Annotated in this window: 17 protein-coding genes; 3 read left to right on the top strand and 14 right to left on the bottom strand. The window is 69.5% G+C overall.

Annotation, left to right across the window (positions count from 1 at the left end; all coding sequences use genetic code 11):
• Nucleotides 1-57: 57 nt before the first annotated feature.
• Entirely contained in the window at nucleotides 58-1,230 is a 1,173-nt protein-coding gene (locus EDD31_RS11790; protein ID WP_123304323.1) for an ROK family transcriptional regulator, read from the top strand.
• 8 nt (nucleotides 1,231-1,238) lie between these two features.
• Here the strand turns inward: EDD31_RS11790 and EDD31_RS11785 are convergent, their stop codons facing one another.
• From EDD31_RS11785 to EDD31_RS11765, 5 genes are all read right to left on the bottom strand, one after another.
• Nucleotides 1,239-2,333 carry an amidohydrolase family protein gene (locus tag EDD31_RS11785; protein ID WP_123304322.1) on the bottom strand — a complete coding sequence of 365 codons (1,095 nt, stop codon included), beginning with the start codon at nucleotides 2,331-2,333 and terminating at the stop codon, nucleotides 1,239-1,241.
• Nucleotides 2,334-2,347: 14 nt separating this feature from the next.
• Nucleotides 2,348-3,940, bottom strand: coding sequence for a signal recognition particle protein (gene ffh, locus EDD31_RS11780; protein WP_123304321.1), 1,593 nt, complete (start codon nucleotides 3,938-3,940; stop codon nucleotides 2,348-2,350).
• 309 nt (nucleotides 3,941-4,249) lie between these two features.
• On the bottom strand, nucleotides 4,250-6,094 hold the full coding sequence (locus EDD31_RS11775; protein WP_123304320.1) for an HD domain-containing protein: 1,845 nt from the start codon (nucleotides 6,092-6,094) through the stop codon (nucleotides 4,250-4,252).
• 2 nt (nucleotides 6,095-6,096) lie between these two features.
• On the bottom strand, nucleotides 6,097-6,435 hold the full coding sequence (locus tag EDD31_RS11770; RefSeq protein WP_123304319.1) for a P-II family nitrogen regulator: 339 nt from the start codon (nucleotides 6,433-6,435) through the stop codon (nucleotides 6,097-6,099).
• 24 nt (nucleotides 6,436-6,459) lie between these two features.
• Nucleotides 6,460-7,707: an ammonium transporter gene (locus tag EDD31_RS11765; RefSeq protein ID WP_123304318.1), complete on the bottom strand. Its 1,248-nt coding sequence runs from the start codon at nucleotides 7,705-7,707 to the stop codon at nucleotides 6,460-6,462.
• 338 nt (nucleotides 7,708-8,045) lie between these two features.
• Here EDD31_RS11765 and EDD31_RS11760 point away from each other — a divergent pair, with 338 nt between their 5' ends.
• Together EDD31_RS11760 and EDD31_RS11755 are read left to right on the top strand one after the other, a co-directional pair.
• Nucleotides 8,046-8,294: a helix-turn-helix transcriptional regulator gene (locus tag EDD31_RS11760; RefSeq protein ID WP_123304317.1), complete on the top strand. Its 249-nt coding sequence runs from the start codon at nucleotides 8,046-8,048 to the stop codon at nucleotides 8,292-8,294.
• Between the two features lie 46 nt (nucleotides 8,295-8,340).
• A complete protein-coding gene (locus tag EDD31_RS11755) occupies nucleotides 8,341-8,889 on the top strand; it encodes a hypothetical protein (protein WP_123304316.1) in 549 nt (182 codons plus the stop codon).
• A gap of 11 nt (nucleotides 8,890-8,900) precedes the next feature.
• Here the strand turns inward: EDD31_RS11755 and ftsY are convergent, their stop codons facing one another.
• The 9 genes from ftsY to ileS form a co-directional block, all read right to left on the bottom strand.
• Nucleotides 8,901-10,094, bottom strand: coding sequence for a signal recognition particle-docking protein FtsY (gene ftsY, locus EDD31_RS11750; RefSeq protein ID WP_123304315.1), 1,194 nt, complete (start codon nucleotides 10,092-10,094; stop codon nucleotides 8,901-8,903).
• Between the two features lie 40 nt (nucleotides 10,095-10,134).
• The gene (gene smc, locus EDD31_RS11745; RefSeq protein ID WP_123304314.1) at nucleotides 10,135-13,686 is read right to left on the bottom strand and encodes a chromosome segregation protein SMC; all 3,552 of its coding nucleotides are present in this window, start codon (nucleotides 13,684-13,686) and stop codon (nucleotides 10,135-10,137) included.
• 25 nt (nucleotides 13,687-13,711) lie between these two features.
• Nucleotides 13,712-14,140, bottom strand: coding sequence for a nucleoside-diphosphate kinase (gene ndk, locus EDD31_RS11740; RefSeq protein WP_123304313.1), 429 nt, complete (start codon nucleotides 14,138-14,140; stop codon nucleotides 13,712-13,714).
• Nucleotides 14,141-14,182: 42 nt separating this feature from the next.
• The gene (locus tag EDD31_RS11735) at nucleotides 14,183-14,665 is read right to left on the bottom strand and encodes a DUF4233 domain-containing protein (RefSeq protein WP_170163292.1); all 483 of its coding nucleotides are present in this window, start codon (nucleotides 14,663-14,665) and stop codon (nucleotides 14,183-14,185) included.
• 39 nt (nucleotides 14,666-14,704) lie between these two features.
• A complete protein-coding gene (gene dhaM, locus EDD31_RS11730; protein ID WP_245991157.1) occupies nucleotides 14,705-15,421 on the bottom strand; it encodes a dihydroxyacetone kinase phosphoryl donor subunit DhaM in 717 nt (238 codons plus the stop codon).
• Complete coding sequence (gene dhaL / locus EDD31_RS11725; protein WP_123305483.1) at nucleotides 15,418-16,086, bottom strand: dihydroxyacetone kinase subunit DhaL; 669 nt, start codon at nucleotides 16,084-16,086, stop codon at nucleotides 15,418-15,420. The genes dhaM and dhaL overlap by 4 nt, the downstream gene beginning before the upstream one ends.
• Before the next feature lie 79 nt (nucleotides 16,087-16,165).
• A complete protein-coding gene (dhaK, locus tag EDD31_RS11720; protein WP_123304311.1) occupies nucleotides 16,166-17,170 on the bottom strand; it encodes a dihydroxyacetone kinase subunit DhaK in 1,005 nt (334 codons plus the stop codon).
• Between the two features lie 34 nt (nucleotides 17,171-17,204).
• Nucleotides 17,205-18,566 (bottom strand): bifunctional folylpolyglutamate synthase/dihydrofolate synthase, encoded by a 1,362-nt coding sequence (locus EDD31_RS11715; RefSeq protein WP_123304310.1) that lies wholly within the window; start codon nucleotides 18,564-18,566, stop codon nucleotides 17,205-17,207.
• Entirely contained in the window at nucleotides 18,563-21,880 is a 3,318-nt protein-coding gene (ileS, locus tag EDD31_RS11710; protein WP_123304309.1) for an isoleucine--tRNA ligase, read from the bottom strand. Before ileS ends, EDD31_RS11715 begins: the two co-directional genes overlap by 4 nt.
• Nucleotides 21,881-22,083: the final 203 nt, after the last annotated feature.

Raw genomic sequence — 22,083 nt, 5'->3', positions numbered from 1 at the left:
GCAAGACACAGAAGTCTGGTGGTGGACGCACGAAAGTCGTCATGGTTGACTCTGCAGATGCGCACGAGCGAGGTATTCCACCTACTTCGAGACGGTCAACCCTGGACGCGCGCACAGCTCTGCGAAGCCAGCGGCCTGGCCCGATCCACCGTGACGTCGCGCCTGGATGTCCTCGTCAAGCTGGGTGTGGTGGCCCCCTACGGCGACGGCACCTCCACCGGCGGCCGGCCGCCCTCGCTCTATGCCCTCAATCCCTCTGCGCGGGTCGTGGGAGCGGTGGCATTGGGCGCCACCCATGCGGTCGCCGCGGTGACGGACCTGGCCGGCACGATCCTGGGTCAGACCCGCGAACGCCTGGACGTGGCTCAGGGACCGGCCACGGTGCTGTCCTGGGTTGCCGAGACGGTCGAGCGCCTCCTCCTCGAAGCCGATCGCGCACCGGCAGATCTCGCCGCCGTCGGCCTCGGCGTGCCGGGACCGGTGGAACATTCCACCGGACGCCCCACCAATCCGCCGATCATGCCGGGCTGGGACCGTTACGACGTTCCCGGCACCCTCGGCGAGCGCCTGGGGGTACCGGTGCTGGTGGACAATGACGTCAACATCATGGCCCTCGGCGAGCGCAGCACCTACCTGCCCGAGGTCGACGACCTGATCTTCGTCAAGGTTGCCACCGGTATCGGCGCGGGCATCATCTCCGGAGGTTCCTTGCAGCGCGGAGCGCACGGGACCGCAGGCGACCTGGGACACGTCCGGGTCACCAGCGGGAGCGGCGTCATCTGCCGCTGCGGCAACGAAGGGTGCTTGGAGGCCATCGCCGGCGGCCCGGCGATCGCTGCGCGGCTCCGGGACGCCGGTGTGCCTGCGGAGACAACCGGCGACGTCGTAGAGCTGGTCCGCGGAGGAAACCTCGAGGCAGTCCGTGAGGTCCGGCAGGCCGGCCGCGAACTCGGTGAGGTCGTCGCCACCATGGCCAACCTCATCAATCCGTCCGTGGTGGTGATCGGCGGGTTACTCGGTGGCGCCGGCGAGCATTTGATGGCCGGGCTCCGTGAAGTGGTGTACCAACGCTCCATGCCCCTGGCCACCGAGCACCTCAGTATCGTGGCCTCGGTAGCTGGTGATCGTGCCGGCATCCTCGGTGCCTCGGCGATGGCGGCCGAGCACGTGCTCTCACCGGAGGCCATCGAGTCGGCCGCCGCCAACCTCACCGTCAGCGCCGCGCCCTAAGGGGCCACTCAGCAGAGACGGCCGCGCAGGATGACGGCAGCCGGGCGGGCGTATACCCCGACGTCGGTGCGCGGATCGGCGTCGTAGACCACCACGTCGGCACTGGCTCCCTCGCTGATGCCGTCGACGCCGAGATAGTCGCGCGCTCGCCACGTGGCGTAGCCGAGCACATCGGCAGGACTGAGCCCGGCGCGCGCGTTCTCGGCGAGCTCTTCCGGCAGCGTCCCGTGCTCGATCGTGCCGCCGGCGTCGGAGCCCATCAGCAGGGGGACGCCCGCCTCGTGCAGTGCCATGACGTGGGCGTAGCGACGCGCATACATCGCCCGCATCCGGGCGGCGAAGACCGGATACTTCGGCTCGGCCTGGGCGGCGAAGCCGGCGAAGTTCGCCACCTGCAGCAGCGTCGTCGTCACGGCGATACCGCGCGAGGCGGCCTCCGCGATGTGGTCGGCATCCATGCCGGTCCCGTGCTCAAGGCCATCCACCCCGGCATCGAGCAGGGGCCCCACTGCCTCATGGGCGAAGGTGTGCGCGGTGATCCGGGCGCCGTTCTCGTGCGCGGCTGCGACGGCATCGACCAGCACCTCGGGCGGCCACAAGGGGGTGAGGTCGGCCTCGCGTCCCATGGATCGGTCGATCCAGTCGGCCACGATCTTCACCCACCCATCACCGCGCTGAGCCTCGCGCGCCACCGCCTCGGGCAGCTGGGTGACGTCGTCGAGTTCGTCGGCGAAGTAACGGAGGTAGCGCTTGCGATAGGCCAGGTGTTTGCCGGAGCGGATCAGACGCGGGAGATCGTGGCGTTCATGGATCCAGGCGGTGTCCTGCGGCGAGCCGGCGTCACGCACCAGCAGAGTGCCGAGATCCCGATCGATGCGAGCCTGCTCTTCGGCTTCCTCCTTCGAGACCGCCCCCATCGGTCCGAGACCCACATGGCAGTGCACGTCCACCAGCCCGGGGACGACCCACCCACTGACGGTGCGCGCCCCCTCGGCGGCTGCGCCAGGGTCGCTGAGGCGCAACGCGCCGTCCACGACCCAGGCCTCGTCCAGCACACGATCGTCATCGGCGAGGACGGGACCACTCAGGTGCAGTGCGTTCACGGCTTCCTCTGCCCTCAGCGGAGGAACTTGGCGAGTTCCTGCAGGTCCGGCTCCTCGCCGCCCTGGCCTGCGGCCTTCCCGACACCGAAGGCGGCGCCGTCGGAGCTCCTGCCGCCCTGCTGGGCTCGCTGAGCCGCTTCGCGCTCCTGCTGCTTGCGCTTGGCCGGGTTGCCGGACCGGCCCTTCTTGTTCTTGGCACCCTTCGCAGCCTTCGGTGGTTGCTTGCCCTTGGACTTCTTGCCCGGGAGCCCGCCCATTCCGGGCATTCCTCCCATGCCGGGCATGCCGCCCATGCCCGGCATGCCGCCGCGCTTGGACATCTGCTGCATCATCACCTTGGCCTGCTCGAACCGTTCCATGAGCTGGTTGATCTCGGTGACGGTGGTCCCCGAACCACGCGCGATGCGCTGACGGCGAGAACCGTTGAGGATCTTCGGTGTGGCGCGCTCGGCCGGCGTCATGGAGTTGACGATGGCCTCGACGCGGTCGAGTTCGGTCTCGTCGAAGGCCTCCAGCTGCTCCCGCATCTGGCCCATGCCCGGGAGCATGCCCAGCATCGACTTCAGCGAACCCATCTTCTTGATCTGGGCGAGGTGGCCAAGGAAGTCCTGCAGGTTGTACTCGCCCTGGCCGAGCTTGGCGGCCATCGCCTCGGCCTGCTCGGCGTCCATCTGCTTCTCGGCCTGCTCGATCAGGGTGAGCAAGTCACCCATATCGAGGATGCGCGAGGCCATGCGATCCGGATGGAAACGTTCGAAGTCGGTGAGCTTCTCCCCCACCGAGGCGAAGAGCACCGGTGTACCGGTCACCCCGCGCACCGACAGCGCCGCACCACCGCGGGCATCGCCGTCGAGCTTGGAGAGCACCACGCCGGTGAAGCCGACACCGTCGGCGAAGGCCTGAGCGGTGGTGACGGCGTCCTGGCCGATCATGGCGTCGAGGACGAAGAGCGTCTCGTGCGGCTGCGTGGCGTCGCGGATGTCCGCAGCCTGCTGCATCATCTCGGCATCGACACCGAGGCGGCCTGCGGTGTCGACGATGACCACGGAGTGCTGGGCGACCGTGGCGCGCTCCACGCCGGAACGGGCTACGGAGACCGGGTCGCCGACACCGTTGCCGGGTTCGGGCGCCCACACCGGGACGCCGGCGCGCTCACCGACCACCTGCAACTGGGTGACGGCGTTGGGACGCTGCAGGTCCGAGGCGACCAGCAGCGGGGTGTGACCCTGCTCTTTGAGCCACAGGCCGAGCTTTCCGGCTAGCGTGGTCTTTCCCGCACCCTGCAGGCCGGCGAGCATGATGACGGTGGGGCCGGTCTTGGCGAAGCGCAGATCGCGGGACTCGCCGCCGAGGATCTCCACCAGCTCGGCGTTGACGATCTTGATGACCTGCTGGGCCGGGTTGAGCGCGGCAGAGACCTCCACACCCTTAGCGCGCTCGCGCACGTTGGCGGTGAACTCACGCACCACCGGGAGGGCGACATCGGCATCGAGGAGCGCGCGGCGGATCTCGGACACGGTGGCGTCGACGTCCGCTTCACTCAAGCGCCCCTTGCCGCGGAGCTGCTTGAAAGTGGCGGTGAGGCGATCGGACAGACTGTTGAACACGGGACCTCGTTGACATCACGACGACGGCGGTGGGCTCCCCAGGGTATCGCGGGCCTCGCGGGATGCGCGTGCAGGTTCGGCTCCGGCCTCTGCGCAGACCGCAGCACCGGAACCAGGGTCTCTCTCCGCGCGGCCCCTCACCCCCTACGGTGGTGAGGCATGGGTCGTGGCGGAGACCCCGGAAGGTTTCACCCTCGCCGAGCGTGGACCCGGGGGCTGGGCTGGAGGCAGAAGACGGCTCCTGCTACGTGGCGGGCCGCGGTGATGGGTTCGTGCCGGAGGACGAGAACCTCAGGGCCGGCACCCGACCTAGAGCGCGTCGAGTGCGCGTGCGGTGAGTTCGTCGATGAGGCGGGCCCGCCAGGGGCTCCAGGCTTTCGACCCGGCCGCTCGGGCATCCGCCTCGGTGAGGCGACGCAGCATGACCAGCGTGTCCCGTTCACCGCGTACTCCCTGCACGACCTCGGCAACCACGTCCGGGTCGCGTGGATCGCGGCTGGTGGCCAGCTCGGCGAGCAGGAGGTGGTGACGCACTAAGAGCACCACGAGATCTCGCTCCGCCGCCCCCAGGCCGAGGCGGTCCAGCAGAGGCCGGGCGATGCGTGCACCGGCGACGCTGTGGTCGCGCTCCCCCGGGAGCTTGCCGATGTCGTGCAGGAGCGCGGCCAGCGCGAGCAGATCCTCCCGCTCGACCGCACCGGCCGCAGCGGTGGCCGGGATGTTCGCTGCGGCTTCGACCTGATGCCGGTCGACGGTGAACCGGTGCACCGCATTGCGCTGGGGCCGATTGCGCACCGCCTGCCACTCGGGGAACCACGTGGTCACGACCCCGGCCAGATCGAGATCCTCCCAAACCGGGATCTGTGCTGGACCGGAGGTCAGGATCTCAGCGAGCAGCTGCCGATACTGCACCGGCCACGGGCTCGGGGGCGCAGGCGCGTCACCGAGGGCCATCAGCAGCGTGGGCGACAGGGGCAGCCCGGTGCGGCAGGCGGCGGCCGCCGCACGCAGCGCGAGCAGAGGCGTCACGGCTGAGTCGTCGGCGCGCACCCGACGCGCTGTGGCGGCGGCATCGAGCACGATCTCATCGGCGAGTTGCGCCAGGCCGGGAGCGAGCGCGGGCAGGCGCGGCGCGGGTCGGCGTCCGCTCGGCAGGCGCCAGCGGGGAGCGCGCTGGGCGGAGCTGGGAGCACCGGGGCCGGGGGTGCGGGAACGGACATGGTGGCGCGCGGTACGCAGGGTGCGGTCAAGCGCCGCAGAGACGATCCGGCCGGCCTCGGCGAGGGAAGCGAGCAGGTCATCGGCGTAGTCGTGGACGTCGGCGCCGTCGGGCGCCGTGTCCACCACCGTCCCCATCCTCGCCAGTCCCAGTGTGTCGGCGACATCGTCCTGAACGCCGAGGCGCAGCTTGGTCCGCGAGCGGCCGGTGACGTGCGCGAGCGCATCTCGGACATCGAGGAGATGAGAGGTGGCCGCATCCAACGCACCCCGGGGACGCTCCGCGAGCCAGGACGCCACCAGTGCGTCGATGAGGACGGCGTCGCGCAGTCCGCCGCGAGACTCCTTCAGGTCTGGCTCGATCAGATAGGCGAGCTCTCCGTGGAGGGCGACCCGTTCCGCCACGGAGTCGGCCAGGTCGCTGATCCGCCGCCGAGCCGCCCGGCGCCAGTCGGCGAGCACCGCTTCTGCGGTGCGCGCACCGAGTGCGGCATCGCCGGCAACGGTCCGCAGGCGGAGCAGTCCGACGGCGGCCGGCAGATCCGCCGAGGCCATCTGCCGGCACTCGGACAGGGTGCGCACCGAATGGTCGAGCCCGAGCTTCGCATCCCAGATCGGGTACCACAGTGCCGCGCTGAGCTCCGCAAGATCGGCCACGCCAAGGCCCTCATGTACGAGCAGGAGATCAAGATCCGAGGCCGGGCCCCCGTCCCTGCGGCCCAGGCTCCCCACGGCGACGAGCGCCACGCCTGAGCGCAGATCGATGCCGCCTCCGTCGAGCTGGCCGACCGCCTTGTCCCACAGCTCCTGCAGCGCGGCATCCGTGAGATCCGCGAGCTGGTGCCGGTAGGCAGGGCCACCCGGGGGCAGAGCAAGACGGGCCCGGTGCAGCTGATCCAGGAGAGGCAGCTGCACCGGGCCCGCAGAGTCCGTCATGCTCAGAGCGCGTCCGTGCCGCGCTCTCCAGTACGCACACGGACGACGTCCTCGACCGGCACGGACCACACCTTCCCGTCGCCGATGCGTCCCGAGTGGGCTGCGCCCACGATGGCTTCGACAACCGGCGTGGCGTCCTCGTCGGCCACGACGACCTCGATGCGCACCTTGGGCACGAGCTCGATGGTGTATTCGGCTCCCCGGTAGACCTCGGTGTGGCCATGCTGACGGCCGTAACCGTTGGCCTCCGAGACGGTCATCCCGTGGACGCCGGCTGCTTCCAGGGCCTTCTTGACATCGTCGAGCACGTGGGGCTGGACGATCGCAGTGACAAGCTTCATGTCAGTTTCCCTCCCTCTTCGGAATCAGGCGATGACGCCGGAGTCGTAACCGGCCTCACCGTGCTCGGACAGGTCAATGCCGCTGCTCTCACCATCGTCGCTGACGCGCCAACCGATAGTGGCCTTGAGGATCACGGCAATGACGGCTGTGATCACGCCGGAGAACACGATCGCCACCAGCGCGATGATGATCTGGACCCCGAGCAGGCTGACACCACCGCCGTAGAACAGGCCCTCGCCGGTAGCGAGGAAGCCCAGCGCGACGGTGCCCCAGAGGCCGGCCACGAGGTGCACGCCGACCACGTCGAGCGAGTCGTCGTATCCCAGCTTGTACTTCAGGCCCACCGCCAGAGACGAGAGCACGCCGGCGACCAGGCCGAGCAGGATCGCCCCGACCGGAGAGACATCGCCGGCGGCCGGAGTGACGGCGACCAGGCCGGCCACCACACCGGAGGCGGCACCGAGGGAGGTGGCCTTGCCGTCACGGAGTCGTTCGATGACCAACCAGCCGAGAATGGCGGCTGCGGTGGCGGTAGTGGTGTTCACCCAGGCCAGGCCGGCCACGTCGAGTTCGTCGTAGGCCGAGCCGGCGTTGAAGCCGAACCAACCGAACCACAGCAGACCGGCACCGAGCATGGTGAGCGGGAGGTTGTGCGGCTTCATCGGGATCTGGCCGAAGCCCTTGCGCTTGCCGATGATCACCGCCAGCACAAGCGCTGCCACACCGGCGTTGATGTGCACCACCGTGCCGCCGGCGAAGTCGATGGGCTCAGCGATGGAGGCAAAGGGGCCGTCGTCGGAGAGCAGACCGCCACCCCAGACCATGTGGGCCATGGGGAAGTAGGACAGAGTCACCCACAGGCCGACGAAGATCATCCAGGTGGAGAACTTCACGCGCTCGGCCAGCGCACCGGCGATCAGCGCGACGGTGATGATGGCGAAGGTGGCCTGGAAGCCCACGTCCACGATCAGCGGCAGCCCATCGTCGATGACGATCGAGCCGTCCTCGGCGAAGAGTTCGCCGCCGCCGAGTCCGAACTGCTCGAAGGGGTTTCCGAAGATTCCGGCAACGGAACCTTCGGCGTAGGACATCGACCAGCCCCACAGGACGTAGATGACGCCGACGAGGCCCATGGCCCCGAAACACATCATCATCATGTTCAGGACGGACTTCTGGCGCGACATGCCCCCGTAGAACATTGCCAACGCAGGCGTCATCAGCAGCACAAAGGATGCTGAGGCCAGCATCCAGGCTGTGTAGCCGGTATCCATAGTTCCTCCTCGTGCCAACTCCCTCGGATGGCTTAGGCAGAAACGGTGCTCTGCGAGCATTTCGGAACGGGGTCGTCAATGTTTCGCCTGCGTGACGGGGGCCGCATATCGCGTAACAATCTCATTGCGTAGGCCCAAATCGCTCACTCTGTGAGACCTCGCCGAGCGAACCATGCCTCACGGATGCAGACCTAGGTCGGGTTTGCGGGCTCTCCTGACGACCTCACGCGAGCCGGCAGCAGCCCCGTGCGCGACCGGCCGGCCGCCAAGACTGCGGAGCAGCCCTATCATGACAACTTAACTTGACATTTGATGTCAAGCAGAGTTGACTTTCTCTCGTGAGATCTTCACCCTCGACAGCGCACCCCGTCCGGGCACTTCGCAAGGAGCGTCGACTCACCCAGGCCGAGTTGGCTCAGGCCGTGGGCGTGAGCCGGCAGACGATCGTGGCCGTCGAGCAGGGCTCCTATGCCCCCTCGGTCTTCCTCGCACTCAGCATCGGCCGTGTGCTGGGAGCAAGTGTCGAGACGCTCTTCGGTCAGGACGAGGCAGTACTCGTCGCCCGATCTGCGGGCAACACCGAGTGAACCGCCAGGACATTCCCACTCTCGAACAGGAAGTAGGTCAACACCGATGAATGCTCAGCAGCAGGACTCCTGGGACAAGCTCGCCGCAGCCGTGGTGCAGCCCGACAGCCCTGCCTACGGCGATGAGCGCGAACGCGCCATCCTCACCGAGGCGGCCACCCTCGCCATGCAGGTGGGCTCATACCTGTGCTTCGCCGGGGCTCTGCTCACCGCACTCTTCGGCAACATCCTCGCCCCGGCCGTCCTGATCCTCGCCGGGACGGTGCCGAGCTACAGCATGATGTGGTACGCCAGCCGCCGAGGTGTGGACGCACATGCCCTGGCCGCGCGCGCTCCGATGCGATCCATCGGAGGTGCCATGGCCCTGGTCACCCTTTCACTGGTGGGCTCGGCCGCTGCCATCGCCTTCACGATCTGGCAGGGCGAGGGCATCCTGCCCGGACTCCCCTTTGCCGATATCGGGCTGAGCCCTTACGTGGGCGTGGGCATGGCCGTTGGAACGGTCCTCGGGCTGACCTTGGCCATCCTCGGCCTGGCGAAGGATCGCCGCAGTGCCCGGGAACGCGACAGCGCAGAGGCGCCCGATGAGGAGTGAAATCGGAGCAATCAGCTCAGCAAGGCGTCCACGAACTCCGCGGGCACGAAGGGGGCGAGGTCGTCCGGGCCCTCCCCCAGGCCCACGAACTTCACCGGAACGCCAAGCTCGCGTTGGACCGCCACGACGATCCCGCCCTTGGCAGTGCCGTCGAGCTTGGTGAGCACGATGCCGGTGATGTCGACCGCCTCGGCGAAGACCTTCGCTTGACGCATCCCGTTCTGCCCGGTGGTCGCATCAAGGACCAGAAGGACTTCACTGACCGGCGCGGTGCGCGACATGACCCGCTTGATCTTCCCCAGCTCGTCCATGAGGCCCGCCTTGTTCTGGAGACGGCCGGCGGTGTCCACCAGGACGACGTCGCTGCCCTGCTCCCGCCCGGCGCGCACGGCGTCGAAGGCCACCGACGCCGGGTCGGCCCCCTCCTTCTCGGAGCGGATCACCTCCACGCCAATGCGCGACCCCCAGGTGGCGAGCTGATCGGCTGCGGCGGCGCGGAAGGTGTCCGCCGCACCGAGCACCACCTTCTTCTGCTCGGCCACGAGCACCCGGGAGATCTTGGCGACGGTCGTGGTCTTCCCGGTGCCGTTGACGCCCACCACCAGCACGGTGGCCGGGTGCGGCACGCCGTCCTCACCGGTGACCGGCGCATCGGCCAGCGAACGATCCATCTCGGGGTTGACCAGCGCGACCAACTCCTCGCGGAGCATCTCGCGAAGCGGCCCGGCCTCGGTGGAACCCAGCACCTTGACGCGGGTACGCAGCGTGTCCAGCAGTTCAGTCGCGGGTTCGAGACCGATGTCGGCCAGCAACAGGGTGTCCTCGAGCTCCTCCCAATCAGCCTCGCTGAGGTGGTCGCGTGAGAGCACACCGAGCAGTGCCTGGCCCAGAGCCCCGGAGCGGGCCAATCGGGCGCGCAGACGCTGCATGCGCGAGCCCGCCCGCTCGGGGCGTTCCAGCGTGGCCTCAGTGGCCACCAGTGCCTCGGTCTCAGCAAGGGCCTCTGCATCGTCCGGCGCGGTCAGCTCGGATTCCGGCGCCGTCGCACGAGCGGTGGCCTCGGTATCAGGGTCGAGAACCTCCGGTGCGGAGGGGTCGATCGATGGCGGGGTCTTGGTGCCGGAGCGGCGCAGGAGGAAGGCCGCACCCACCACGAGGACGAGGAGACCAACAGCGATCAGCGCAAGAGTCACGTTCGGATCCACGCCCCCAGTCTCCCCTATTCGTGGCCCAGGGTCAGACGCCCTAGCCGGGTTCGTGCTCGAGGCGCTGAGAGATCACCGTGGTCACGCCGTCTCCGCGCATGGTGACCCCGTAGAGCGCGTCGGCGATCTCCATGGTGCGTTTCTGGTGGGTGATGATCACGAGCTGCGACGTGGACTGGAGCTCCCGGAAGATCTCCAGCAGCCGGCCCAGGTTGGTGTCATCCAGGGCGGCCTCGACCTCGTCGAGCACATAGAACGGGCTGGGGCGGGCCTGGAAGATCGCGACCAGGAAGGCCACCGCCACCAGCGAGCGCTCTCCGCCGGAGAGCAGCGACAGCCGTTTGACCTTCTTCCCCGCGGGGCGCGCCTCGACCTCGATGCCGGTGGTGAGCATGTGTTCCGGATCGGTGAGGACCAGCCTCCCTTCACCGCCGGGGAACAGCCGGGAGAAGACCCCCTCGAAAGCCTGCGCTGTGTCGTGATAGGCCTCGGAGAAGACGCGTTCCACCCGCTCGTCGACCTCGCGGATGATGGACAGCAGGTCCTGGCGGGATTTCTCCAGGTCCGCGAGCTGGTCGGTGAGGAACTTGTGGCGCTCCTCCAGCGCGGCGTGTTCTTCCAGGGCCAGCGGGTTGACCTTGCCGAGCCGGGCGAGGTCGCGTTCTGCGGCCTTGAGCCGCTTCTCCTGCTCGGCACGGACGTAGGGCCGCGAAGGAGGATCATCCTCACCCTCGGTCGGAGCAGAGGGCACCGGCTTGTCCGGGCCGTACTCCTCGACGAGGACGTCGGGTGCCAGGCCGAGCTCGGCAACGGACCGTTCGGTGATCTGCTCGATCTTCATTCGCTGCTGGGTGCGCGCCATCTCATCGCGGTGCGCGGCGTCGGTCAGCTGCGCGAGCTCACCAGCGATCTCCTCGACCGCCGCACGCACCTCAGCCATCGCCTGCTCGCGCTCGGACCGTTCCGCCTCGGCTCGCTCACGCTCGGCCGCCGCCTCGGCCACGGCAATCTCCACGGCGGCCACGGCGCGCTCGGCTCCGGCGCGCACCTCAGCCGCGGCTTGAGCGTCCGCTGCCCGCCTGGCCGCTGCCTCGGCCGCTCGGGCACGGGCTGCGCGTTCCTCGTCCGCGGCGGCCTCCAGGGCCGCTGCGCGATCAGCTAGCGCCCGGGCGCGCTCCTCGAGGGTGCGCACCCCCAGGCGCGCGTCGGTCTCTGCGCTGCGCGCCGCTGCCGTCGCCGCGGTGGCCGCCTCGCGGGCAGCGGTGCGTTCGGTGAGCTCCTCCTCGCTCTGGGCCGGTTCCTTCTGTGCCTGCTCCAGACGTTCCACCAGGGTGCGCAGCTCCTCCTGATGCTCGGCGATCTCCGCTTCGGCGCGGGCGATGGCGGGCTGGGCGCGTTCGATCTCGGCTTGGGCCGAACGCAACGAGGAGCCGTGCCGGCCCAGTTCCTCGGCGACCGCGGCATGGCGCGCATCCGAGGCATGCAGCGCATCCAGGCTCTCCTGGGCGCCGCGCTTGGCCTCCGTCACCCGCTCGTGGGCCGGTCGCAGCGCGAAGCGCGTCTGCTCGGCCCGGGCGGTGGCTGCCTCGACCTCGCGAGCGGCTTCCTCATAGGTCGCCTGCAGGGCGAGCACGGAAGCCTCGCCGGTGGTTCCACCGCGTGCGCTGTGGGCCGAGATCAGATCTCCCTCGCGGGTCACCGCCACCACGTCCGGGTCCGTGGCCACCGCCTCGCGCGCCGCAGCGAGGTCGTCGACCAGCCGGGTGCCGGCCAGCAGGGGGATGAGGGCGCCGCCGAGGGCGTCCGAGGCCGTGATGACCTCCGTGGCCCCGATGCCCGGGCCTGCGTCCCGCTCGGTGGCGGGCTGAGCCCGCCCGCCGGCGACTACCAGGCGCACCTGTCCGGCGTCCTCGTCACGCGAGCGGCGGATAGCGTCAACGGCCGTGTCGGGTGAGGTGACCACGGCCGCATCGGCGTAGTGCCCCAGGGCGGCGGACACCGCGTTCTCCCATCCGGGCTCGACGGTGAGGTGCTCGGCCAGGGAGCCGAGTACGCCCGGCCCGCCGGATTCCAGGAGCGCTCCGGTGCCGTCCTTGCGTCGCAGCGACAGCTCCAGCGTGTCGCGCCTGGCCGACCACGTGGAGCGATCGGCTTCCGCGGCCCGTTCGCTCTCCACCAGCGCGGCGACCGCCTCCTCGGCCGCCTCCAGCTCGGCGACCGCGGCCTCGTGTGCCTCGTCGAGACCTTCCTCGCCTTCCTCGACTCCGGCAACCTGCTGTTCGAGGCGCGCGAACTCGGACTCGGCGGTCCGGGCCCGTTCCTTCGCCGACGCCAGCGCATCGCGCAAACGCCCGAGTTCGGCCTCAGCCGACTCCAGGCGCGAGCGCCGGGAGTTCACCTGCCCGGTCAGCCGGGCCAGGCCTTCGCGCCGGTCGGCCAGTCCGCGGTGCACGGCTGCGAGAGCCTGCTCGGCGTCTCGCTGAGCTTCCTCCGCTGCGGTCCGCACCGCCACTGCCTGGTCAAGAACCTGCTGCGCGGCCTCGACCTCCCCGGCGAGCGCCGCCTCCTCTCTGCGGACGGCGGCCGCGCGTTCGTCAAGTTCCTCCGGGCGGTCCGAGGTGTCCTCATCCTCGGCGGCGGATTCGTGGCCGAGGAGGCGAACCCGTTCAGCGGCGACATTGCCCAGGGCACGCAGTCGCTCGCGCAACTCGGTCAGCCGGTACCAGACCTCGGTAGCCTCGGACAGGTGCGGAGCCGCCTGGGCCGCAGCCTGTTCCAAGGCGACCAACCGCCCGCGGGCGGCGCCCTGAGCCTGCTCGACCTCCGCGCGGCGCTCAAGCAGCGCTTTCTCATCCGCCTCGTCCTGCGCGAGGGTGCCCGTGAGCTGGACGAGGTCATCGGCCAGCAGGCGCGCTTTGGAGTCCCGGAGGTCGGACTGCACGCGCTGCGCACGCCTGGCGACGTCGGCCTGCCGGGCCAGCGGGCCGAGCTGGCGGCGGATCTCGGCGGTCAGGTCGGTCACTCGCGCCACGTTCGCCGCCATGGCCTCGAGTTTGCGCACGGCTTTGTCCTTGCGCCGCCGGTGCTTGAGCACCCCGGCTGCCTCCTCGATGAAGCCGCGACGGTCCTCCGGCGTGGCCTGCAGCACCGAGTCCAGGCGCCCCTGCCCCACGATGACGTGCATCTCCCGGCCCATGCCGGTGTCGGAAAGCAGCTCCTGCACATCCAGCAGGCGGCAGGAACTGCCGTTGATGGCGTACTCCGACCCTCCGGCACGGAAAAGCGTGCGCGAGATGGTGACCTCGGTGTACTCGATGGGCAGGGCGCCATCCGAGTTGTCGATGGTCAGGGAGACCTCGGCGCGTCCCAAGGGCGGCCGGGAGGAGGTTCCGGCGAAGATCACGTCGGCCATGTTCCCGCCGCGCAGGGTCTTGGCCCCCTGCTCGCCCATCACCCAGCTCAGCGCGTCGACCACGTTCGACTTGCCCGAGCCGTTGGGGCCGACGACCGCGTTGATCCCTGGCTCGAAATGCAGGGTGGTCGCAGACGCGAAGGACTTGAATCCGCGGAGCGTCAGCGTCCTCAGGTGCATCGGAGCAGACTACCGAGCCGCGGCGTCACTGCTGGGGGAACCACAGCCCGATCTCGCGCTCGGCTGACTCGACGGCATCCGAACCGTGCACCAGGTTCTGCACCACGGCGGTGCCCCATTCGCGTCCGAGGTCACCGCGGATGCTTCCCGGTGCGGCCGAGGTGGGGTTGGTGGTGCCGGCCAGGGTGCGGAAGCCCTCAATGACTCCGTGTCCCTCCACGATGGCGGCCACAACCGGCCCGGAGGACATGAACTCCAGCAGCGGTTCGAAGAAGGGCTTGCCCTCGTGCTCGGCGTAGTGGGCGGTGAGCAGATCGCGGTCAGCGTGGCGCATGGTCAGCGCCGCGATGCTGTAGCCCTTGGCCTCGATACGGCGCAGCACCTCACCGGTGAGCTGGCGGGCGACGCCATCGGGCTTGACCAGGACGAGGGTGCGCTGGAGCTCTGCAGTCATGGCTCCAGGCTACCGGCCGGGCGAGGCCCGCCCGGCCGTCAGTCAGGTCTGGTCCGTGGAGGCCTCGCCGGGCCCCTCGTGCTCCGGTTGAGCGGCGAGCGCGGTCTCGTACCGCTCCCATCGTTCGACGTCGATGCGGGCGCCGAGCCGGAGGGAGACCACCCACAGCACGGCGAAGATGACGCCAATCGCGAACATCGCGGGCACGAAGACTCCGGAGCCGATCAGCAAGGCCTGCACCACCGAGCCGAGAATGATCCCCGGGAGCCCCGCGCTGCGGCCGGCGCCCACCCGCAGCAGCCGTGCGGCCACGATGGCCACGAACATCAAGGCAGCGCCCACGGCCCACACCCAGGTGAGGTCAGCGACCTCCAGACCGTGGGCGACCAAGGTGGCGAAGAGGACGACGAAGACCTCCGACCACAGGGTGGCGTTGAGGAAGAGCCGCTGAGCCGAACTCGGCTCCTTCAGCTCGCCGAGCTCCGTTGTCTCGTCGGTGGCCTGGCGTGCGCTGTCATCACTCACCCGACCAGGGTAATCGTGCGCGGGCGCCAGCTGTTCGAGCTACCGGCCGCTACCTTCACCGAAGCCGGACTCGATCAGGGCGGCGACGGCGTCCAGGGCCAACGACGCTCCCGGGCCGGAGGCAGTGACGCGGATCGTCTGACCCTGGGTCCGCCCGAGAGACATCAGCGACAGCACGGAGGCGCCGTCGACGTCGTCCACCAGGACCTCGGCGTCGAAACCGGCGATCGTGCGGGCCAGCAGCGCAGCCGGGCGGGCGTGCAGGCCCACCTCGTTGACCAGGGTGAACTCACGGACTTCCACCTCGGAGACGGGTGCCGCAGCGATCTCGGGTGTCGCCGCTGAGGCGATGTGTCTCGGGTCTGGGCCGGTGGCGCCACGAGCGGCCTGACGGTGGGAGTACCCGTTCTGCGCAGCGACCGCTGCAGCGACCGAGCCTTCGATCAAGGGACCATCGACCACGGTCACCCGGGAGTCCTCGTCGATGAGTTCCTTCGCCGTCTCAGCGGCCATGACCGCGGAGCCGAGGTCGGTGAGCACCACTACGCCGAAGCCCTCGTCGAGCAGCGTACGAATCGCCGCCTCGACCCGGGGGATGGAGGTACCGACCCGTCCGTCTTCCGTGCCGCCGGCGGCGCGCACGGTAACGTCCGGAGCCATCTGGGCAGCCACCTCGCAGACCCCCTCGGCCAGCTGCGCCGAGTGGGCCACGATCACCAGGGCGGTCGTGATGTCCCGCGCACCCGGTGAGTTCATTCGGCGTCCTCGCCGGCGGCTGCCTCCGCCGCGGCGCTGAGCTCGAGTGCTGCCTCGGTAGCGGTGCGCAGTAACAGCACGGTGGAGACTGCGCCCGGGTCGCGGTACCCCGCCGAGCGCGGGCCGAGGTAGGAGGCGCGGCCCTTGGTGGCGATCATCGGCACCGTGGCGTCTGCGCCCTCCTCGGCCGCGTGCGCCGCGGCGGCGAGAACAGCCGTGGCGTCGCCGCCGGCCTCAGCCGCCTCACGTGCAGCCTGGGCCGCCGGAGCCCAGGCGTCGACCATGGTCTTCTCCCCCACTTCAGCCTTCCCACGGGACTGCAGTCCGCCCAGTGCGGCCTCCAGCGCGGTGGCGACGGCGTGCCCATCGAGCTCACCATCGGGCGCGCTGACGGAATCCGTGGCCTTGGCGGCCCGGAGGAAGGCCGTGCCGAAGAGTGGGCCGGCCGCACCGCCGACGTTCGCCATCACGGTGGTGGCCACCGTCTTCAGCAGGGCGGCGGGTGTGGGGGTTTCCTGGGAGGTCTCAGCATCGGCGGCGAGGCGCTTGGCCACCGCCGTCATGCCGCGGTCCATGTTCTCGCCATGGTCGCCGTCACCGATCGCCCGGTCGAGTTCGATCAGCGCCACGCGCTCCGCGGCGAACACTGCGTGCGCTCGCTCCATCCAGTCCTGCACCCACACGGCCGTCAGCCGTTGCTCGCTCACCGTGTCAGCCTCTCGTTGTCTTTCCTGGACATGCCATTCAACGCAGCGGACTGCGCAGGGACACAGTATCGACCGGCGCGTCCCACAACCGGGTCAGCGTCTCGCTCATGCGCAGCACGCTGATCGAAGCACCCTGCATTTCCAAGGAGGTCACGAAGTTACCCACCAGGGAGCGGATGACGCGAATCCCGCGGCGATCGAGCAGATCGCGCGCCTCGGCGTAAAGGACGTACAGCTCCGACAGCGGCGTACCGCCCATGCCATTGACAAGAAGGAGCGCCTCCTCGCCGTTGCGGAGATTGAGATCCGAGATCACCGGTACGATCAGTCGCTGCGTGATCTCGGCAGCGGTTCCGAGGCGGACGCGTTCTCGTCCCGGTTCTCCGTGGATGCCGATGCCGATCTCGACCTCATCTTCGCCGAGGTCGAAGGAGGGCCGGCCGGCATGGGGCACGGTGGGGGCGCGCAGGGCCACGCCCATGCTGCGCACCTGACCGGCCACGTAGCGCGCGATCCGGGCCACGGTGTCCAGGCCCTCCCCCGCCTCTGCTGCCGCTCCGGCGATCTTCTCCACCAGCAGCGCCCCTGCCACCCCCCGACGGCCGGTCATGCCGGCGGCATGCTCGAGGGCGACGTCGTCGGCGATCAGCACCGACCGGGTGTCGATCCCCTCGGCCTCGGCCAGCTCCGCAGCTGCCTCGAAGTTGAGCACATCGCCGGTGTAGTTCTTGATCAGGTGCACCACCCCTGCTCCGCCGTCGACGGCCCGGGTGGCTTCCAGGATCGGCATCGGCGGCGGCGAGGAGAACATGGCTCCCGGGACGGCGGCATCGAGCATGCCCGGGCCCACGAAGCCAGCATGCAGCGGCTCGTGGCCGCTGCCACCGCCGGACACCAGACCGACCTTGCCCGGGGTGACCCCGGCGGCACGGACGATATAGAGCGGGTCCTCGTTGACGCGCACGAGGCCGGAGTGGGCCAGGCCGAAGCCGCGAGCGGAGTCGGCCACCACACGGCGCGGATCGTTGATGAGCTTCTTCACAGGAGCCTCCCGCCTCCAGTGTGCCCCCTGCGGGCTAGTCCTTCTTCCCGAGCAGGGTGCGAGCATCGGCAGCCAGCAGCACCGAACCGGCGATCAACACGCCCGTGCCGGTTGCTGCCTGCCCGGCGATGTCGGTTCCGACCTCCGCGCGCCCGACGGCCTGGTCGATGGCATCGTCCAGCCGGGGCGCCAGATAGACGCGGTCCTCACCGAAGACGTCCCGGGCGATCTCCGCGAGCTCGTCGGCGGGCATGGCGCGCTGGTCCAGCGCCTCGGTCACCACCACTTCATCCAGCACGGGCTCGAGTTCGGCGAGGATCGCCTCCGCTTCCTTGTCGCGCATGATCCCGACCACGCCCACCAGCCGGTCGAAGGCGAAGGCCTCCTCCACGGCTTCGCGCAGTGCCGCAGCACCGGCCGGGTTGTGCGCCGCGTCGAGCAGGATCGCCGGGGAGTTGCGCACCATCTCCATGCGGCCGGGCGAGCTGACCGAGGCGAAGGCCTTCTCGACGACCTCACCGGAGAGCGAGCGTCCGCCGAGCAGGGCCTCGGCGGCCGCCAGTGCCAGCAGCGCGTTCTGCGCCTGGTGGGCGCCGTGCAGGGGCAGGAAGATGTCGGCGTAGACGGCCACCGGCGTACGCAGTGTGAGCAGCTGCCCACCGACGGCGATCTGCCGGTCGGCAACCTCGAGTTCCTGGCCGGCGCGCAGCAACCGCGCGCCGTGCTGGGCGGCTGCGGAGAGGATGATCTCGCCTGCTTCCTCGTGCTGTTCGGCCACCACCACGGTCGCGTTGTCGCTGATGATGCCGGCCTTCTCCGAGGCGATCTCGGTGAGGGTGTGGCCGAGCCACCGCGTGTGGTCGCGCTCCACCCGGCCGATCACCTCCACCACGCCATCGGCCACATTGGTGGAGTCCCACCGTCCACCCATGCCCACCTCGACGATGGCCACGTCCACCGGGGCATCGGCGAAGGCGGCGTAGGCCATGACGGTGTAGACCTCGAAGAAGCTCAGTCGCGGGCCGCCCTCGGCCTGGGACTTCTCGTCCGCCATGGCGATGTAGGGCTCCACGTCGCGGTAGGTCTCCACGAAGCGCTCGGGGCTGATGGGATCGCCGTCGAGGGCGATCCGTTCCCGCACGGTGTGCAGATGCGGCGAGGTGAAGCGCCCGGTCCGTAGGCCGGACTCGCGCACCAGCGCCTCGATCATCCGGGCGGTGCTGGTCTTGCCGTTCGTGCCGGTGATCTGCACGACCTGATAGGCGCGCTGGGGGTCGCCCAGCAGATCGAGGGCGTGCCGCACGCGCTCCAGCGAGGGCTGAGGCTGGTGTTCTGGGGCGCGAGCCAGGATCTCGGAGTAGATCTCCCGGACTTCGCCGTCATCGTTCGTCGTCACTGTGCCTCACTGCCCTTGGTCACACGCACCTGCACCGACTCGCCGGTGATCACCACGACCTGCACAGCGAGGGTCTCACGCGCAATGAGATCGCGATGCGCCTCGACCCACGCCACCTTGTCGGCCGGCACCGTGAGTTCCAGGTGGATCCGGTCGGCCACATGCAGTCCGGAGTTCTTCCGTTCGTCCTGCACCTGGCGTACGAGGTCGCGGGCATAGCCCTCCGCGGCGAGCTCTTCATCGACGGCGAGGTCGAGGACCACGAAGCCGCCACCGGGCAGCAGCTGGGCGGCGCGAGCACTGTCGTCCCCCTCCGCCGCGACCTGCGTGTGGAGCTCGTACTCGCCGTCGTGCAGGGCCACTCCCCCGGCGGTGACGCCCTCGGCGGTTTCCTGCCAGTCGCCGGCGCGGGCCCCCTGGATCGCCTGCTGCACCTGCTTGCCCAAGCGGGGGCCGGCGGCCCGGGCATTGACGCTCAGTCTGGTGACCACGCCGAACTCCTCGGCACCCCCCTCGGCGAGGGACCGCACCACCACCTCCTTGACGTTCACCTCCGCGGCGATCAGATCGGTGAAGCCGGCGATGCCCGTGCTCTCGGCCGGGGCGACGAAGGTGAGGGCGCGCAGCGGCTGGCGGACGCGCACCTGGGCGGCCTTGCGGAGCGCGTGAGCGGCGGAGACGACCTCCCGCGCGGTGTCCATGGCCGCCATGAGCTCCGGGTCGGCCACCGCCTCGCTCAGGTGCGGCCAGTCGGCCAGGTGCACGGAGCGCCCACCGGTCAGCCCCCGCCAGATCTCCTCGGTCACCAGGGGCGCCACGGGCGCCATCACCCGGCAGAGCACTTCCAGAGCGGTGCCCAGGGTGTCGAAGGCGCCGCGATCCTCGCTCCAGAAGCGGTCGCGCGAGGTGCGCACGTACCAGTTGGTGAGCAGGTCGATGTGCTCGCGGATCCGCGCGCAGGCCTCGGCCACCTCGTACGCCTCCAGGCTCGCGGACACCTTGTCGGCCAGGGTCTTGCTGTGGGCGAGAAGGTAGCGGTCCATGACGTCGAGACCGGCGATACGGGCGCGCTCGGCCTCGTCAGGGTTCTCGACGTTGATCGGCTGATAGCGGTACCCCTGCCCGCCGTCCACCGTGCCGGAGTAGAGAGCGAAGAAGTACCAGGTGTTCCACAACGGCAGCAGGATGGTGCGCACGGCATCGCGGATGCCCTGCTCGGTGACCGCGAGCGTGCCGCCGCGCAGGATGGGTGAGGCCATGAGGAACCAGCGCACCGCATCGGAGCCGTGGGTCTCAAAGGTCTCGTTCACGTCGGGGTAGTTGCGGCGCGACTTCGAGGCCTTGTGCCCGTCGTCGCCCAGGATGATGCCGTGGCACATGCAGGTGCCGAACGCCGGGCGGTCGAAGAGCGCGGTGGCCAGGATGTGCAGGGTGTAGAACCAGCCGCGGGTCTGCCCGATGTACTCCACGATGAAGTCGCCCGGGAAGTGATGCTCGAACCAGTCGGCGTTCTCGAAGGGGTAGTGCACCTGGGCGAAGGTCATCGCCCCGGAGTCGAACCAGACATCGAGCACATCCTCCACGCGGCGCATGGTGGAGCGCTGGCCCTCAGGGCGCGGGTCATCGGGATTGGGGCGGGTGAGCTGGTCGACATAGGGGCGGTGAAGGTCGACCTCGCCGCGCGCATTGCGCGGCAGTTCGCCGAAATCGGCCTCGATCTCGGCGAAGGAGCCGTAGACGTCCACACGGGGGTACTCGGGGTCGTCGGACTTCCACACCGGGATGGGGCTCCCCCAGAACCGGTTCCGGGAGATCGACCAGTCACGGGCGTTCTCCAGCCACTTGCCGAACTGGCCATCCTTGATGTGCTCGGGGGCCCAGTTGATCTGCTGATTGAGCTCGAGCATCCGGTCCTTGAACTCGGTGACCGCCACGAACCAGGAGCTGACGCCCTTGTAGATCAGCGGCTGACGGCAGCGCCAGCAGTGCGGATAGGAGTGGTCGTAGGTCTCGCGGCGGAAGAGCACGGTGCCCGGTGAGACGGCGCCGGTGTCGGCACCGGCCCCTGCTGCGCCGGCACGGGTGGCCGCTTTGAGGTGCTCGATGATCAGGGGGTTGGCATCGAAGACCTGCACGCCGGCGTACTCGCTGACCGGCGCGGTGAAGGCACCGTCCGGGCCCACCGGCATCACGGCCTCGATGCCTTCGCGATCCGTGATGGCCTTGTCGTCCTCACCGAAGGCTCCGGCGGCGTGGACCAGGCCGGTGCCGTCCGTGGTGGTCACGAAGTCGCCGGTCACCAGGCGGAAGGCCTTCTCGTGCCCGGCGTAGTAGCGGAAGGGTGGGGTGTAGCTCAGGTCGACGAGTTCGGCTCCGGTGCCACGCCAGGTCACGGTGAGCTCGTCGCCCTCGGCCAGGTTCTGGGCGAGTTCGCGCCGATGGGCCTCGAGCCGCGCCTCGGCGAGCAGGTAGCGCTCGGTGCTCCCCGTCGGCCCAGCAGACTCGACCACCACGTATTCCACGTCGGCGCCGACGACGACGGCGAGGTTCGCGGGCAGGGTCCAGGGCGTGGTGGTCCAGATGAGAGCCTTCACGCCCTGGAACGGCCCGGGCGTGGTGATCTCGAAGCCCACGGTCAGCGCCGGGTCCTGGCGCTGGGCGTAGACGTCATCGTCCATGCGCAGCTCGTGGTTGGACAGTGGCGTCTGGTCGTTCCAGCAGTAGGGCAGCACCCGGAAGCCCTCATAGGCGAGGCCCTTGCTGTGCAGCTGCTTGAAGGCCCAGATCACGGACTCCATGTAGTCCGGCTCGAGGGTCTTGTAGTCGTTCTCGAAGTCCACCCAGCGGGCCTGGCGTGTGACGTAGTCACGCCACTCGTCGGCATACTTCATCACCGAAGCCCGGCAGGCCTCGTTGAAGGCCTCGATGCCGGTGGAGAGAATCTCGTCCTTGGTCTTGATGCCGAGCTGGGACATCGCCTCGAGCTCGGCCGGCAGGCCGTGGGTGTCCCAGCCGAAGCGTCGCTCCACCCGCTTGCCGCGCATGGTCTGGAAGCGCGGGACGACGTCCTTGGCGTAGCCCGTGAGCAGGTGCCCGTAGTGCGGGAGGCCGTTGGCGAAGGGAGGACCGTCGTAGAAGACGAACTCGTTCTCGCCCTGCTCGCCCGCTGGGCGCTGATCGATGGAGGCCTGAAAGGTGTGGTCGGCGTCCCAGTACGCCAGCACGTCCCGCTCGATACCCGGGAGGTTCGGCGAGGCAGGCACGGCCTCGGCGTCCTCAGCGCGGTGCAGGGGGTAGAACGGCTCAGCGGTCACAGGTGCTCCTCGGTGGTACGGCGCGGCGGATGCGAGGACGATCTCGCTGCCCGGCACCAGATGCTGTGCCGGTGGCGTGACCGCGGTACCACCTCACTTGCCCCGGAAGCGCCCAAGCGCAGCCGTGACCACTCAAGCGGGCTGTGACGGGCCCGAATCGCCCGGTTCTAGTGAGGATCGGCCAGCTGCACGCCGAACGATCC

This window comes from Bogoriella caseilytica (assembly GCF_003752405.1).
GTDB classification, from domain to species: domain Bacteria; phylum Actinomycetota; class Actinomycetes; order Actinomycetales; family Actinomycetaceae; genus Allobogoriella; species Allobogoriella caseilytica.
The sequence above is the reverse complement of the archived record's forward strand: the minus strand, read 5'-3'. Positions and strand labels throughout refer to the sequence as shown.

What these genes read in the sequence shown, in the direction of transcription:
- EDD31_RS11790 (WP_123304323.1), top strand. Translation starts at nt 58, where the DNA reads ATGCGCACGAGCGAGGTATTCCACCTACTTCGAGACGGTCAACCCTGG.
- EDD31_RS11775 (WP_123304320.1), bottom strand. Translation starts at nt 6,094, where the DNA reads ATGACGGACTCTGCGGGCCCGGTGCAGCTGCCTCTCCTGGATCAGCTG.
- EDD31_RS11770 (WP_123304319.1), bottom strand. Translation starts at nt 6,435, where the DNA reads ATGAAGCTTGTCACTGCGATCGTCCAGCCCCACGTGCTCGACGATGTC.
- EDD31_RS11765 (WP_123304318.1), bottom strand. Translation starts at nt 7,707, where the DNA reads ATGGATACCGGCTACACAGCCTGGATGCTGGCCTCAGCATCCTTTGTG.
- EDD31_RS11755 (WP_123304316.1), top strand. Translation starts at nt 8,341, where the DNA reads ATGAATGCTCAGCAGCAGGACTCCTGGGACAAGCTCGCCGCAGCCGTG.
- smc (WP_123304314.1), bottom strand. Translation starts at nt 13,686, where the DNA reads ATGCACCTGAGGACGCTGACGCTCCGCGGATTCAAGTCCTTCGCGTCT.
- ndk (WP_123304313.1), bottom strand. Translation starts at nt 14,140, where the DNA reads ATGACTGCAGAGCTCCAGCGCACCCTCGTCCTGGTCAAGCCCGATGGC.
- dhaM (WP_245991157.1), bottom strand. Translation starts at nt 15,421, where the DNA reads ATGAACTCACCGGGTGCGCGGGACATCACGACCGCCCTGGTGATCGTG.
- dhaL (WP_123305483.1), bottom strand. Translation starts at nt 16,086, where the DNA reads ATGGAGCGAGCGCACGCAGTGTTCGCCGCGGAGCGCGTGGCGCTGATC.